This is a genomic window from Sporosarcina sp. FSL K6-1540, from assembly GCF_038620285.1.
GTDB classification, from domain to species: Bacteria; Bacillota; Bacilli; order Bacillales_A; family Planococcaceae; genus Sporosarcina; species Sporosarcina psychrophila.
Genome location: NZ_CP152018.1, coordinates 125,023 through 139,676, shown reverse-complemented (window position 1 = coordinate 139,676; position 14,654 = coordinate 125,023). Strand labels below are relative to the sequence as shown.

Here is a 14,654-nt window from a genome sequence, read left to right as displayed (position 1 = left end):
CTGATAACAATGGAGCTTGGACGCGTATCGACTGCAATGGTCACCCCTTTTTCATCAACGGGAGACATTGACTACGACAAAACTGCCAAACTGATTGAACACCTGATTGCGAATGGGAGTGATTCATTGGTCGTATGTGGTACGACTGGTGAATCTCCTACGCTTTCCGTAGAAGAGAAGGAAGCACTTTTTACGTTCACGATAAAAGAAGTAAACAAGCGCATACCAGTCATCGCGGGGACTGGTACGTTTTCTACAAAGGAAACCGTCAAGCTTACACGGATGGCGGAACGGGTTGGGGCTGACGGTATTATGCTCGTTGCACCTTACTACAACAAACCTGATCAAAAAGGAATGTACGCCCACTTCGCGCATGTCGCAGGTGAAACTAGCCTACCGGTGATGTTGTATAATATTCCGGGGCGCTCAGCTGTCAACATGCTTCCTGAAACGCTCATCGCTTTATCGAAAATAACAAATATCCGAGCAGTAAAAGAAGCGAGTGGAAACCTGGAGCAGATGGTGGACATTATTTCAGGGACGGATGAGGGATTTTCAGTTTATAGCGGGGACGACTCATTGGCATTACCGACCTTGGCGATAGGTGGAAAAGGTATCGTGTCGGTCGCTTCTCACGTTGCAGGCAATGAAATGCAGCAGATGATTGCTGCATTCAAAGATGGGCGAACAGAACAAGCTGGGGCGATGCATAGAGCGTTGCTACCTTTATTCCGTGCAATTTTTACCGCTCCCAACCCAGTGATGGTGAAATACGCGCTAGAAAAACTGGGTGTTGAAACTGGGGGAGTTAGATTGCCGTTGATAGCGCTCGAAGGCAATGATGAACCCTTTGATAACGTCTGGAAAAACTATAGAAAAAACCTTCATATTTTCAATTAATCGGAGCCGGTATCAATTACCGGCTTTTTTTGTTTGTACAGATAGCTTCAGTCCCGTATAATGAAATATAGTCGTTATGGACGGGAATTATTAATAGGAGGAAACAAAGTGACAAAAACAAAAAATGAACTAATTAGAATCATTCCACTCGGTGGAGTTGGAGAAATCGGGAAAGCAATGTACGTGGTCGAAGTTGATGACGAACTGTTCATCGTTGACGCGGGGCTTATGTTCCCTGAAGGAGAAATGCTTGGAATTGACATCGTCATTCCAGATATAAGTTATATTGAAGAAAACAAAGACCGCGTAAAAGGGATTTTCCTGACGCACGGTCACGAAGATGCAATCGGCTCGATTTCCTATCTTCTGCAAAAAGTACAAGCACCTGTCTATGGTTCTAAATTGACAATCGCATTGGCGAAAGAACATTTGAAAGAAATGCCGGCACCCTCGAACGTTAAGTTTTTTGAAGTGACGAACAAAAGCCGAATGAATTTTAAAGGTACGTACGTAACATTCTTCCATACGACACACAGCATACCAGATTCACTCGGAATCGTATTCCATACAAGTGAAGGGGCAATTGTCCATACCGGAGAATTCAAATTCGATCAGTCTGCTAAAGGGAAGTACCGTCCCGACATTGCGAAAATGGCGGCACTTGGTGAAGAAGGTGTCTTCATCCTAATGTCGGATTCTTCCGAAGCAGAGCGTCCCGGTTATACGACATCTGAGTCGGTTATCGAAAAAAGTCTATCTAAAACGTTCCACGGAGCAGAAGGTAGAATTCTTGTCGCGCTTTATGCGTCGAATTTTATCCGTATTCAGCAAGTATTCGATACGGCATTGGAAACAGGTAAAAAAGTGGCAGTCGTTGGGAAGAGTCTAGAAAGTTACTTCGAAGTCGGCATGAAACTCGGTTATTTAACGATTGAAGATGACATTGTTATCCCAGTCAAAGAAATCGAGAAGTATGATGATGATAGAGTTGTTATTATCGTGACAGGTAACCAAGGCGAGCCGCTTGATGCGCTTGAGAAAATTGTACGTAAACAGCATAGAGACTTACGTATCAAAGAAACAGATACAGTTCTTATTACGTTTACACCATCTCCTGGGATGGAAGTTTCGATGTTCCAGACAATGAATGATCTTGCAAAAGCTGGTGCAAATGTTCTTACTTCAAGTAAGAATGTCCACGTTTCAGGGCATGGTAGTTCGGAAGATTTGAAATTGATGCTGAACTTAATGCAACCTAGCTATTTCGTTCCAATCCAAGGCGAGTATCGGATGCTTATTGCGCATTCCAAACTTGCACAGGAGACAGGACTTCAGAAATCACAAATATTTATTGCAGATAAAGGCGACATTGTCGAATATAAAAACAATAAAATGCGCATGAGTGGACGAGTTCAAGCAGGTAATATTCTGATTGACGGAATTGGGGTAGGGGACGTTGGAAATATCGTACTCCGTGATCGTAAACTACTTTCACAGGATGGGATCTTTACAGTTGTTGTCACACTAAACCGTAAACAGAAACGCATCGCTGCAGGACCGGAAATCGTCTCTCGTGGATTCGTCTATGTACGTGAATCCGAAGAGCTTCTTGAAGAGTCTGCAAATCTTGTCAGAAAAATTGTTGAGAAGTATGTGAATAAAGAGACGTTCGAATGGACAAACATTAAACAAGAGATACGCGATACACTTAGTTCGTATCTGTATCAGCAAACGAAAAGAAGACCAATGATTATTCCTATAATTATGGAATACTAATACAACAACTATATTTATTGAACATATGAATACTTTCACACCTGTATAAACTGAGCAAAGGTGCCTTACAAGGCATCCCTGAGCGCGGAAACGGGTAGAAGGAAATCTTTATTTCAGAGTATATAGAATCGATAATAATGCTACAAAGGGTTTCCTTGCCGTCTGACCGGCGGGAAACCCTTTTTTTGAAAAGGAGGTACCATAAATACATGGCTAGAAAATCAAGTAAGAAGAAAAAGAAATCAACCGCGCAGAAAAAGAAGTCATCCGATTTGCATCCGTTGATCTATGAAGTGATGGGCTTGGTGATGATTGGTCTTGCCATCATCATTATATTTGAATTCGGAATTGCTGGGAGAGGCCTCTCTTCTTTGTCTAGATTTATTTTCGGTAACTGGCATGTTGCGATCCCACTCTTGCTCATTGTTCAGGCACTTATGTTCATGATAAAACAGAAGGTAGGCGGTTGGAGAAACCGTGTTGTAGGAGGATGTTTATTCATCCTGGCAAGTTTTGTTCTGTTTAGTCATGTCCATTTGTTCAAGGAACTGTATGAAAGCCGTGTTCTTATGTCGAATTCGGCGCTTAAAGAAACATGGAAAGTGCTTATCACAAATGATGGCATCACATCAAGGAGTGGAGCGCTCGGGGGAGGAATGACGGGGGCAATTCTATTTGCCATGTTCTACTCGCTGTTTGACTCGGCTGGGGCAACAGTTGCAGGTATTTTATTGTTTTTAATCGGTATTGTTCTCTTAACGGGCAAAGCGCTTGTTCCATATGCAGCCGAACATTTCCCGAAACTACTTAAATCGATGAAAGATTCAATTCCCAAAAAAGGATCAGCAGTTAAAAAATCTTCGAGCGAATCAAGAACGACTCGCTCGAAGAGAAAAGCTAATACAGCTGATGAACAAGCTGTGCAAAATCTACCTCCGCTCCAACCGGAAATCGAAGAGGTTGTATCACAACCAATCATTTCGGCCTTTAGTGAAAGGAGAGATAAGCCTGTTGAGGACGAGCAGGCGGCAGTTGTAGAAGAAGGGCAACTACAAGAACAACAGGAAGTTGCCGTAGAAGTCAATGCTTACACAGGTGTCACAGGAGAAGAGGAGAATGAATCTTACATCTTGCCTCCACCGTCATTACTGAAACAAACGCCCATTATCGATCAATCGGAAGAGTACAATTCGATTCAGGCGAATGCGCAAAAACTTGAACGAACTTTCCTTAGTTTCGGCGTGAAAGCGAAGGTTACTGAGGTGCATCTTGGACCGGCTGTCACGAAGTATGAAGTGTTACCGGATACGGGCGTCAAAGTAAGCCGTATCGTGAGCCTCGCTGACGACATAGCACTTGCACTAGCAGCAAGTGGAATTCGTATCGAAGCCCCGATTCCAGGGAAGTCTGCAATCGGTATCGAAGTCCCAAACAGTTCGGTTGCTGTTGTCAGTCTGAGGGAAGTCATTGAAGCAAAAGAGAATAATCGTCCTGATTCAAAATTAATGATTTCACTAGGGCGTGACGTAACAGGACAGGCGATGCTGGCAGAATTGAATAAGATGCCGCACGTTCTGATTGCCGGTTCAACAGGTAGTGGTAAAAGTGTATGTATCAACGGCATTATTGTCAGTATCTTAATGCGTGCAAAACCGCATGAAGTGAAAATGATGATGATCGATCCTAAAATGGTTGAGCTCAATGTCTATAACGGTGTTCCACACTTGCTTGCCCCCGTCGTCACGGATCCACGGAAAGCATCTCAAGCACTGAAGAAAGTTGTTTCTGAAATGGAAAGACGTTACGAATTGTTTTCTCACACAGGAACTAGAAATATTGAAGGATACAATGAACATATCGAAGTCTGGAACGAAGAGAATGAGGAAAAGCATCCACGCATGCCGTACATCGTCGTTATTGTGGATGAGCTCGCGGACCTCATGATGGTCGCCTCCAGCGATGTGGAAGATTCAATCACACGGCTCGCACAAATGGCCCGTGCTGCTGGGATTCACTTGATCATTGCGACACAACGACCGAGTGTTGACGTTATAACAGGCATCATAAAAGCGAACATCCCATCTAGGATTGCATTTGCAGTGTCATCGTCAATCGATTCAAGAACAATTTTGGATGGCGGCGGTGCGGAAAAACTACTTGGTAGGGGGGACATGCTGTTCCTTCCGGCGGGTGTCGCAAAACCGGTCCGGATTCAAGGGGCGTTCGTGACGGATGCAGAAGTTGAGGCAGTTGTCGATTTTGTTATTGAGCAGCAGAAAGCTCAATATCAAGAAGAAATGATTCCAACAGAAATAGAAGAAGTAGCACCACATGAAGAAACGGATGACTATTACGATGAAGCTGTTCAACTTGTGACGGACATGCAGACAGCTTCCGTCTCCTTATTGCAGCGTCGTTTCAGGGTCGGCTATTCGAGAGCCGCACGCATTGTAGATCAGATGGAGATGCGGGGTATTGTAGGACCACCTGAAGGCAGTAAACCGCGTCAAGTGCTAATGAGTAAGGACGAAACGGATATTTAATCCTGAAAAGAATGGCAGAATAGGTATATTTGAGCACATCAAAAGAACACATTGATAATATTTTTCGAAGTATTGTTTATTTTATATGACGAAAGTGATATAGTATGGATGATTAGTAGTGACGTTTAACATCAGAGGTCTGACCTCGTTGAGGGGGAGATGTAATGATGGTAAAGGCGGACCAAAGGCATCTATATGTCCAGGTGATTGAACGTCTGAAAAAGGACATTGAATCGGGAATATTCAAAGAGAATGAGCGGTTCCCTTCGGAATTTGAACTCGCTCGTACGTTGGGTGTCAGCCGTGCAACACTCCGTGAAGCACTTCGTGTATTAGAGGAGGATAAAGTCATTGTCCGTAAACATGGTGTTGGAACATTCGTTAAACCAAAACCATTGTTTTCATCTGGCATTGAAAACTTAACCAGTGTTTCTTCTATGATTCGTGATGCGGGGATGGAGCCAGGAACGATTTTTATGGACGTTTTAGAGACGATACCATGTGATGAAAGTATCGCAAAGTTCGGATGTAGTGAAGATGAGCGTCTAGTTACAATTAAAAGAGTAAGGACTGCGGACGGCGACCCGGTCGTCTATTGTATTGATAAGGTTCTTTCAAAAAATCTTTCGTCTGGAACGGACGAGTTATTGAATAATTCCCTATTCGACGCAATCGAAAAGTCAGGTACAATCCGTATTGTTCAAGCTGTGGCGCACATTGAACCTGTTGGATACGATGATGAAGCATCGTCCATCCTGAGGTGTGGGATTGACGTTCCACTCCTTGTCCTCCGACAACATCATTACAGTGAGGAAGGCGAAATGGTCCTCTACTCGAAAAATTATTTTCGAGCTGATAAATTCAGCTTCCACGTAGTACGCAAAAGGGTATAAGACGTTAATACGTCCTACTAATATGAAGAAAACAAGGGGGTTCCAACAATGGGCAAACGTAAATTTGGTTTAGCTTTATCGATGGTTCTAGCTGCAAGCACACTACTTGGCGCATGCGGAACGGATAAAGCGAAAGACAAAGAAGGTACTACAAACGGTTCGAAAGAAGATACTTTTTCAATCGCAATGGTAACTGATACAGGCGGTGTTGACGACAAATCGTTCAACCAATCTGCTTGGGCAGGAATTAAAGAATACGGCAAAGAGAATAACTATACAAAAGGCGATGGCGGTTTTGATTATTTACAATCAAAAGAAGACGCTGAATACCTACCAAACTTAAACAAACTAGTTCAACGTGATTTTGATCTAATCTATGGAATTGGTTTCCTTTTGAAAGAGTCAATCGAGGAAGTTGCAACACAACGTCCTGACAACAATTTCGCACTTGTTGACGAGGTTTCTGACCTTCCAAACGTAGCAAGTCTTATGTTCAAAGAGCAAGAAGGCGCATTCCTTGCGGGTGTTGCAGCTGCTCGTATGACGAAATCCGATAAAATCGGTTTTGTCGGCGGTATGGAAATTCCCGTTATCGAACGTTTTGAAGCTGGATTCATTGCAGGTGTTGCTGCAGTGAAACCTGAAATAAAAGTGGATGTACAGTATACAGGCGACTTTGCAAAAGCTGAACTTGGTAAAGCAACAGCAAACCGTATGTACTCTTCAGGCGTAGATATTATTTTCCACGCTGCCGGCGGTTCTGGTAATGGTGTATTCTCTGAAGCTAAAGAACGTAAAAAAGCAGATCCAGATGCATATGTATGGGTAATCGGCGTTGACTCTGACCAATACGATGAAGGTAAAGTAGGCGACGATAACATTACATTGACTTCAATGCTTAAACGTGTTGACATTGCAGTTAAAAACACGGCGGATCTAGCTGCTAAAGGCGAATTCCCTGGCGGTGAAGTAACAACTTTCGGTCTTGCTGACAACGGTATTGCACTTGCTGATTCGCACGGAGCAATTCCACAAGATGTATTAGACGAAGTTGAAAAATTCACTAAGCAAATTGCCGACGGTGAAATCGAAGTTCCAGAATTCAGAGCTAAAAAATAATAAAAGAAATAAGCAATCATGAAGGCCGATTTATTTCGGTCTCCATGATTCTCCTTTAAATTACTAGAAGAAAAGATGCCGTTCGAGGTTTCTTTTCTTCTGTTAATTTAACTTCATTCAGCAATTTTTTGTACTGAAAGCGAAGTGTCAGCAACAGAAGTCTCCCACTTCTATAAATGGTGAGATGAATGCAAACGAAGCCTACAATTCAGTGGGGGTTCAAACCCCTGCTGAATTGTAACCCAAAGCCTCCGGCGGATGTCACAGATTTTGTAGAGAGTTAAAAGCTCAATTCAAAATCTTGACGCAATCACACCGAGGCGTGATTGATTCTTACATACGCAGACGCGAGGGAGTGGACCCAGTGGAATATGTTATTGAAATGTTGAATATTCGAAAAGAGTTCGGTAATTTTGTTGCGAACGACGATATTACGCTTCAGCTTGAAAAAGGTGAAATCCATGCTTTATTAGGCGAGAACGGAGCAGGGAAATCTACGTTAATGAATGTGCTGTTTGGGCTTTACCAGCCTGAAGGTGGAGAAATTCGGGTACGAGGAACAGCGACGGCTATTACAGATCCGAACGTCGCGAACAGATTGGGGATCGGAATGGTTCACCAACATTTCATGCTTGTTGAAAATCTAACTGTCACTGAAAATATTATTCTGGGTAATGAACCGAAAAAAATGGGCATGATCAACGTTAAAGACGCTGCAAAAAAAGTGGCCGAGATTTCGCAATTATATGGACTTGATGTAGATCCTTATGCAAAAATCGAAGATATATCGGTCGGTATGCAACAGCGGGTAGAAATTTTGAAAACGCTTTATCGTGGAGCAGAAATTCTTATTTTCGATGAACCGACTGCATCTTTGACACCGCAAGAAATCACGGAATTAATTTCAATTATGAAGAAACTGATTGAAGAAGGAAAATCGATTATCATCATCACACACAAACTTCAGGAAATAATGGATGTCTCCGATCGGGTGACGGTTATCCGCAAAGGTAAAGGGATTGGAACAGTTATTACTTCAGAAACAAATCCGGAAGAGCTAGCAACATTGATGGTAGGACGTCAAGTAACATTTAAAACGGAAAAAGGGCCGTCCTATCCGGCCGAAGAAGTTCTCCATGTAGAAAACCTAGTTGTTGAAGATTATCGCGGTATACCGAAAGTGAAAGGGTTAAATCTATCCGTTCGTAAAGGTGAAATCGTAGGAATCGCGGGAATTGACGGCAATGGACAGTCAGAATTGATTGAGGCAATCGCGGGTCTTCGTAAAGTGAAAAGTGGAAAAATTTTCATAGATTCAAAGGATGTAACTGGGAAAAAGCCACGTGAAATAACAGAATCCGGTCTCGGTCATATTCCGCAAGACCGCCATAAGCATGGCCTTGTTCTCGATTTCACTGTTGGCTATAATGTGGCGTTGCAAACGTATTACAAAGAACCTTTATCCAAAAAAGGCATTATGAATTATAAACTCGTATCTAAGAAAGCAAAAGAAATCATCGACATGTTTGACGTGCGGACACAAGGTGAGCATGAGTTAGTCCGTTCGCTTTCAGGCGGTAATCAGCAAAAACTTATTATTGGACGAGAAGTAGATCGTAACCCGGAATTACTGATTGCAGCACTTCCAACACGTGGTCTTGATGTTGGTGCAATTGAATTCATTCATAAAAAGTTAATTGAACAACGTGATAATGGAAAAGCAGTTCTTCTCATTTCATTTGAACTAGATGAGGTCATGAACGTTTCTGACCGAATTGCAGTTATTTATGACGGAGAAATCGTTGATACAGTTATTCCAACGGAAACAACAGAGCAGCAACTCGGCCTTCTTATGGCAGGACACTCCAGGGACAAGGGCGCTGTTACGCTGAAAGAAGGTGATGATAACCATGTCGAATAGGTTTGTAAATATACTGGTACCCATCATCTCGATTATTTTGGGATTGTTAGTGGGAGCAGCCGTAATGTGGTTCAGCGGATACGATCCGGTTGCTGGCTATATCGCGTTATGGAAAGGGATCTTCGGGGATATGTATTCTATCGGAGAAACAATCAGGCAAATAAGCCCTTATATACTAGCGGGTCTTGCGGTTGCATTTGCATTCCGTTCAGGGCTTTTCAATATTGGGGTAGAAGGACAATTGATTGTTGGTTGGTTTGCAGCGGCATATGTCGGTATGGCATTTGAATTACCGAAATTTATCCACTTACCACTTGCCCTTATTGCAGCAGCATTAGCAGGAGCACTATGGGGACTGATTCCAGGTATTTTAAAAGCAACGCTTCATGTACACGAAGTTATTGTTACAATAATGATGAACTACATCGCACTTCATACAGTAAATGCGTTGATAAAAGCGGTTTCTGAAGGTGGATATAAGACAGAAAAAATCCACCAGACGGCATCGTTACGTTCAGAATTCTTATCTAATCTAACTGACTTCTCTACATTGCACTACGGAATCTTTGTCGCACTGGCGATGGTTGCAGTTATGTGGTTCATTTTGGAGAAAACGAAAACTGGATATGAGCTAAAATCGGTCGGATTTAACGACCATGCTTCTCAATATGCGGGAATGAATGTGAAAAAGAACATTATTCTTTCAATGGTTGTTTCTGGCGCTTTTGCAGGGCTTGGAGGAGCGATGGAAGCTCTTGGGACATTTGGTAATATGGTGACGCGTAGTGCATTCACAGGTATTGGGTTTGACGGGATTGCAGTTGCACTATTAGGTGCTAATACGCCAATAGGTGTTATCTTCGGGGCATCCTTGTTTGGTTCGTTAAAATACGGAGCCGGAAATATGCCGAATGAGGCAGGGGTGCCAGTTGAAATTGTTTCAATTGTAATTGCACTTATCATATTCTTTGTTGCATCGGGCTATATCATCCGTGTTCTTCTTAGCAAGATGAAAAAGAAAAAGGAGGCAAAATGATATGAGTTTTCTTGAGATAATTTATTTCATCATTCCGTTAACCATTTCATACGCTGCCCCTCTTATTTTCACTGCAATCGGAGGCGTGTTCTCGGAACGTGCAGGTGTAGTTAACATTGGGCTTGAAGGACTCATGGTAATGGGTGCTTTTATCGGTATTATATTCAATCTAACTTATGCCGATACATTTGGTTCTTGGACACCATGGCTTGCCTTACTTGTAGCAATGGTTGTTTCCGCAATCTTCTCCATTATGCACGCGGTCGCATCGATTACATTCCGTGCTGACCAAGTAGTATCAGGGGTTGCCATTAACATGCTAGGGATTGCTATTGCTTTGTTCTCTGTAAAAATGATTTTTGACAAAGGACAGACGGATTTCATCCAACAAAGCATTCCGCGTTTCAACGTTCCAATTTTACATGACATTCCGGTTATCGGACCAATGTTTTTCACTGGGATTTATGGTTCATCGATATTGGCAATTGGCCTTGCTTTTTTAGCTTGGTTCATCATTTATAAAACACCATTTGGTCTTCGTCTAAGGTCGGTTGGGGAACACCCGATGGCTGCTGATACAATGGGCATCAACGTAACTAAAATTCGCTATATTGCGGTTATCATTTCAGGTGGTCTTGCTGGTATTGGTGGCGCTATCTATTCTCAAACAATGACGAATGATTTCAGTCATGCGACAATTAACGGACAAGGATTCATGGCACTTGCTGCAATGATCTTTGGTAAATGGCATCCGATTGGTGCAATGGGAGCTGCATTGTTCTTTGGTTTCGCACAAGCACTTGCTATCAGTTCATCAAGCATATCGTACTTGGAAAATGTTCCGGCTGTTTATTTCCACATTTTGCCGTATGCATTAACCATTCTTGCGCTAGCAGGATTCATTGGAAGAGCAAATGCACCAAAAGCGAGTGGACAACCGTATATCAAAGGAAATCGTTAAAAAGTGAAAATGCCCCGATAGTCTGTTACGTTGGACTTAGGGGCATTTTTGGGCCTTCAGCATACGATATTTCATATAAGTTACGATGCATCCGCTAGTTTATTTGCATCTTTTGACTTATGGAATGTATAGTGAAGTGAGGATTCCGCATATTAACTAAAACAGAGGTGTTTATATGTTCAAAAAAGTTGAGCTACAAGAGGGCGTCACATTATATATCCGCAAGTCAGAACAGTTCAAAACTGTCAATTTCTCGGTCAAGTGGAAAACGGCTCTTGATGAAAAGAAATCGGCTCCTCGCGCAGTATTGGCGAATATTTTAGAAGAATCTAACGGTCGATATAGGTCACAAACTGAGTTCCGCAATGCGTTAGATGAATTATACGGAACAGTATTGTACACAGATGCTGGAAAACGTGGAGAAACGCATATCGTGTCTCTATCAGCTGAATGTGTAAATGACGAATATCTATCTGAAGGTGGCGTGCTTGAAGAAGTACTAAGCTTGATCAAAACAGTCATTTTTGACCCGAATGTCGTGGACGGACAGTTCGATGAAACAGTTGTTAACCGTGAAAAAAGGTCAGTGAAAGAGCGAATTCGTTCGCTTTACGATGACAAGACACGTTATGCTCAAAAGCGTATGCTTGAATTATTACGTCCCGATAGCGCCGCATCTGCACCGTCATATGGAACGGAAGAGGATGTAGATGCACTTACATCTGCAGACCTATTTGCAGCATACGAAAGTATGCTAAACGAAGATGAAATTGATATCTACGTTGTCGGTGACATTGACGAAGATGAAATGACAGAAAAAATCAGGTCACTATTAACATTCAATAGCCGTAAAGTGCATGAACGTCAAACTGCTACACAACAAACGGCGACTCAAGAAAGGGAAGTCCGTCATGTTCGCGAAAAACAAGACATGAAACAAGGAAAACTCCATTTAGGCTTCACCACTCCAGTTACATTCCGTCACCCTGATTATGCGAAAATGCAAATGACAAACGGAGTTTTCGGCGGTTTTGCGCATAGTAAGCTTTTCATTAACGTCCGTGAAAAAGAAAGCATGGCGTATTACGCATCTAGTTCCTATTCTTCGCATTATGGACTTCTCTATGTAATGGCGGGAATTGATGCTGAACTGGAAGAAAAAGCCGTAAAACTTATTAGTGAACAACTTACTGCACTTCAACAAGGTGAAATTACAGACCTTGAAATGGAACAGACAAAAGCCTTACTTGCTAACGGTATTAAAAGTGCGTTTGATTCTGCAAGAGGACAGATTGAAGTATTTGATCAATACAAAGAGCTGGATGAAAATTTCACAGCAGATACAATCATTGCAGGCTGGGAATCCGTTACAAAAGACGATGTTAAAAATATGGCATCTGAAATTAAACTAGAAATCGTCTATCTGTTATCGGGCAAGGAGGCTAATTAATGATGAAGAATATTCACTTCGATAATTTACAGGAAACATTATATAATGAAAAACTCGACAATGGTTTGGACGTCTATATTTTACCGAAACGTGGATTTTCGAAAACATTCGTGACGTTCACGACTAAATATGGTTCAATCGACCGGACATTTATCCCGCGTGGAAAAACAGAGGAAGTGACAGTTCCTGATGGCATTGCCCATTTCCTAGAGCATAAAATGTTCGAAAAAGAAGATGGGGACGTATTCCAAAAGTTTAGTGTGCACGGTGCATCTGCCAATGCGTTTACATCATTCACACGAACTGCTTATTTGTTCTCTGCTACGGATAAATTATATGACAATACTGAAATTCTTCTTGATTTTGTACAGGAGCCGTACTTCACGGAAAAGACTGTTGATAAAGAGAAGGGTATTATTGCCCAGGAAATAACGATGTATGATGATCAGCCGGATTGGCGTCTCTATTTCGGTACGATCGAAAACCTGTTTCATGAACATCCCGTGAAAATTGATATCGCTGGTACGGTCGCATCGATTCAAGATATCACGGCGGACTATTTGTATGAATGCTATGAAACGTTCTATCATCCGTCCAACATGGTGCTTTTCGTTGTAGGTGCTGTTGATCCGGAAGAGATGATGGCATTCATCAAGAAAAATCAAGATGCAAAAACATTCGATGATCCTGCAGAAATTGTACGTAGTTTCCCTACTGAAAAGGATACCGCAGCAATCACTGAGCGGAAGCTTGCAATGGACGTATCGAAGCCGAAATTGAATATTGGTATGAAATGTACTAATACAGATATTGATGGAGAAGAGATGCTCATTCAGGAACTTTCAGCGGGTCTAGTTCTGGATATCCTGTTTGGCAGATCATCCGAATTCTATACAGAAACGTATAATGATGGACTTATTGATGAGTCGTTTTCTTATGATTTTACAATGGAGAATGGCTTCGGTTTCGCAATGATTGGTTCTGATACAGACCAGCCGGAACAACTCGAAAAAGCAATCCGAACAACTGTGAAAAACACCGTTGAAACATGGCCAATCACGGACTTGGAACTTAATCGAATGAGGAAAAAGAAAATTGGTCAATTCATGCGTTCTTTGAATTCTCCGGAGTTTATCGCCAACCAGTTTACTCGCTATACGTTTAACAACATGAATTTGTTCGATGTTGTTCCAACACTTGAGAAATTAACGCTCGAAAACTTGAAAGATGCATTCCAAACGTTTTCGGATGAAAGCGGTTATACGGTCTATTCAATTGTTCCAGCTGATAAGGCAGAATGACGGAACAGAAATACTGCGTTGTACTTGGTGCATCAGGTGGAATAGGCGATGCGATTAGTCGAACATTAGCGGCTGCAGGCTGGTCGCTATTCCTTCATTACAATGAAAATGCTGCACATGCTACTCTTTTGAAGCAGGAACTGAGTATGACCTATCCGCAATTGAGTTTTAAAACAGTCCAAGCAGATTTCAGTGCACAAGATGGAGCAGAATTACTCGTCCAACAAGTTCGTACTATTAGTGCTGTTGTTGTTGCAAATGGGCAATCGATGATGAAACTGTTGACGGAAACAAGCACTGAAGACATGGATGCACTATGGAAAGTCCATGTACAAAACCCCGCACGATTTATAAGTCTGGTATTTCCACAATTACGCAAGTTTGAGCAATCGTACGTTGTCATGATTGGCTCGATATGGGGTAATACGGGGGCGGCAGGAGAAGTGATGTACTCCGCTGTGAAGGGGGCGCAACACGCATTTGTGAAAGCATACGCGAAAGAAGCCGCCTTTTCAGGAATACGCGTCAACGCTGTGGCGCCTGGGTGGATAGAAACGCGAATGAATAGTGACATACCATTAGATGAACGACAGATGGTTATCGATGAAATACCACTTATGAGTTCCGGGACACCAGCACATGTCGCTGAAGCAGTTAATTTCCTGTTAAGCGGCAAGGCGGATTATATGACAGGTGAAATTATGAAAGTGAACGGCGGCTGGTATATTTAACTTAATTCAGTTTAAGCCTCCGG

The 14,654-nt window shown here is 42.3% G+C and carries 11 protein-coding genes; all 11 read left to right on the top strand.

The window, feature by feature from the left end; genetic code table 11:
- The first annotated feature begins 9 nt into the window (after positions 1 to 9).
- The 11 genes from dapA to MKY15_RS00590 all read left to right on the top strand — a co-directional run bounded on the left by dapA (position 10) and on the right by MKY15_RS00590 (position 14,631).
- Entirely contained in the window at positions 10 to 900 is an 891-nt protein-coding gene (gene dapA, locus MKY15_RS00640) for a 4-hydroxy-tetrahydrodipicolinate synthase (RefSeq protein ID WP_342538726.1), read from the top strand.
- Between the two features lie 108 nt (positions 901 to 1,008).
- Positions 1,009 to 2,676 (top strand): ribonuclease J, encoded by a 1,668-nt coding sequence (locus tag MKY15_RS00635; protein ID WP_067211116.1) that lies wholly within the window; start codon positions 1,009 to 1,011, stop codon positions 2,674 to 2,676.
- Positions 2,677 to 2,885: 209 nt separating this feature from the next.
- Positions 2,886 to 5,219 (top strand): DNA translocase FtsK, encoded by a 2,334-nt coding sequence (locus MKY15_RS00630; RefSeq protein ID WP_187045365.1) that lies wholly within the window; start codon positions 2,886 to 2,888, stop codon positions 5,217 to 5,219.
- A 164-nt stretch (positions 5,220 to 5,383) separates the two neighbouring features.
- A complete protein-coding gene (locus tag MKY15_RS00625; protein ID WP_067211112.1) occupies positions 5,384 to 6,112 on the top strand; it encodes a GntR family transcriptional regulator in 729 nt (242 codons plus the stop codon).
- 48 nt (positions 6,113 to 6,160) lie between these two features.
- Positions 6,161 to 7,231 (top strand): BMP family protein, encoded by a 1,071-nt coding sequence (locus MKY15_RS00620; RefSeq protein WP_340740383.1) that lies wholly within the window; start codon positions 6,161 to 6,163, stop codon positions 7,229 to 7,231.
- Between the two features lie 364 nt (positions 7,232 to 7,595).
- Entirely contained in the window at positions 7,596 to 9,152 is a 1,557-nt protein-coding gene (locus MKY15_RS00615; protein ID WP_187045363.1) for an ABC transporter ATP-binding protein, read from the top strand.
- Entirely contained in the window at positions 9,142 to 10,188 is a 1,047-nt protein-coding gene (locus MKY15_RS00610; RefSeq protein WP_187045362.1) for an ABC transporter permease, read from the top strand. The genes MKY15_RS00615 and MKY15_RS00610 overlap by 11 nt, the downstream gene beginning before the upstream one ends.
- A 1-nt stretch (position 10,189) precedes the next feature.
- Complete coding sequence (locus MKY15_RS00605) at positions 10,190 to 11,149, top strand: ABC transporter permease (RefSeq protein WP_338655906.1); 960 nt, start codon at positions 10,190 to 10,192, stop codon at positions 11,147 to 11,149.
- A 175-nt stretch (positions 11,150 to 11,324) separates the two neighbouring features.
- Positions 11,325 to 12,599, top strand: a complete 1,275-nt coding sequence (locus MKY15_RS00600; protein ID WP_187045360.1) for a pitrilysin family protein — start codon at positions 11,325 to 11,327, stop codon at positions 12,597 to 12,599.
- Between the two features lie 2 nt (positions 12,600 to 12,601).
- Positions 12,602 to 13,900, top strand: coding sequence for a pitrilysin family protein (locus MKY15_RS00595; protein ID WP_067214010.1), 1,299 nt, complete (start codon positions 12,602 to 12,604; stop codon positions 13,898 to 13,900).
- Positions 13,897 to 14,631, top strand: coding sequence for an SDR family oxidoreductase (locus tag MKY15_RS00590; RefSeq protein WP_342538723.1), 735 nt, complete (start codon positions 13,897 to 13,899; stop codon positions 14,629 to 14,631). The genes MKY15_RS00595 and MKY15_RS00590 overlap by 4 nt, the downstream gene beginning before the upstream one ends.
- Positions 14,632 to 14,654: the final 23 nt, after the last annotated feature.

Excerpts from the sequence above, each read along its gene's own strand:
- dapA (WP_342538726.1), top strand. The coding sequence starts at position 10 with ATGGAGCTTGGACGCGTATCGACTGCAATGGTCACCCCTTTTTCATCA.
- MKY15_RS00630 (WP_187045365.1), top strand. The coding sequence starts at position 2,886 with ATGGCTAGAAAATCAAGTAAGAAGAAAAAGAAATCAACCGCGCAGAAA.
- MKY15_RS00625 (WP_067211112.1), top strand. The coding sequence starts at position 5,384 with ATGATGGTAAAGGCGGACCAAAGGCATCTATATGTCCAGGTGATTGAA.
- MKY15_RS00620 (WP_340740383.1), top strand. The coding sequence starts at position 6,161 with ATGGGCAAACGTAAATTTGGTTTAGCTTTATCGATGGTTCTAGCTGCA.
- MKY15_RS00610 (WP_187045362.1), top strand. The coding sequence starts at position 9,142 with ATGTCGAATAGGTTTGTAAATATACTGGTACCCATCATCTCGATTATT.
- MKY15_RS00605 (WP_338655906.1), top strand. The coding sequence starts at position 10,190 with ATGAGTTTTCTTGAGATAATTTATTTCATCATTCCGTTAACCATTTCA.
- MKY15_RS00600 (WP_187045360.1), top strand. The coding sequence starts at position 11,325 with ATGTTCAAAAAAGTTGAGCTACAAGAGGGCGTCACATTATATATCCGC.
- MKY15_RS00595 (WP_067214010.1), top strand. The coding sequence starts at position 12,602 with ATGAAGAATATTCACTTCGATAATTTACAGGAAACATTATATAATGAA.
- MKY15_RS00590 (WP_342538723.1), top strand. The coding sequence starts at position 13,897 with ATGACGGAACAGAAATACTGCGTTGTACTTGGTGCATCAGGTGGAATA.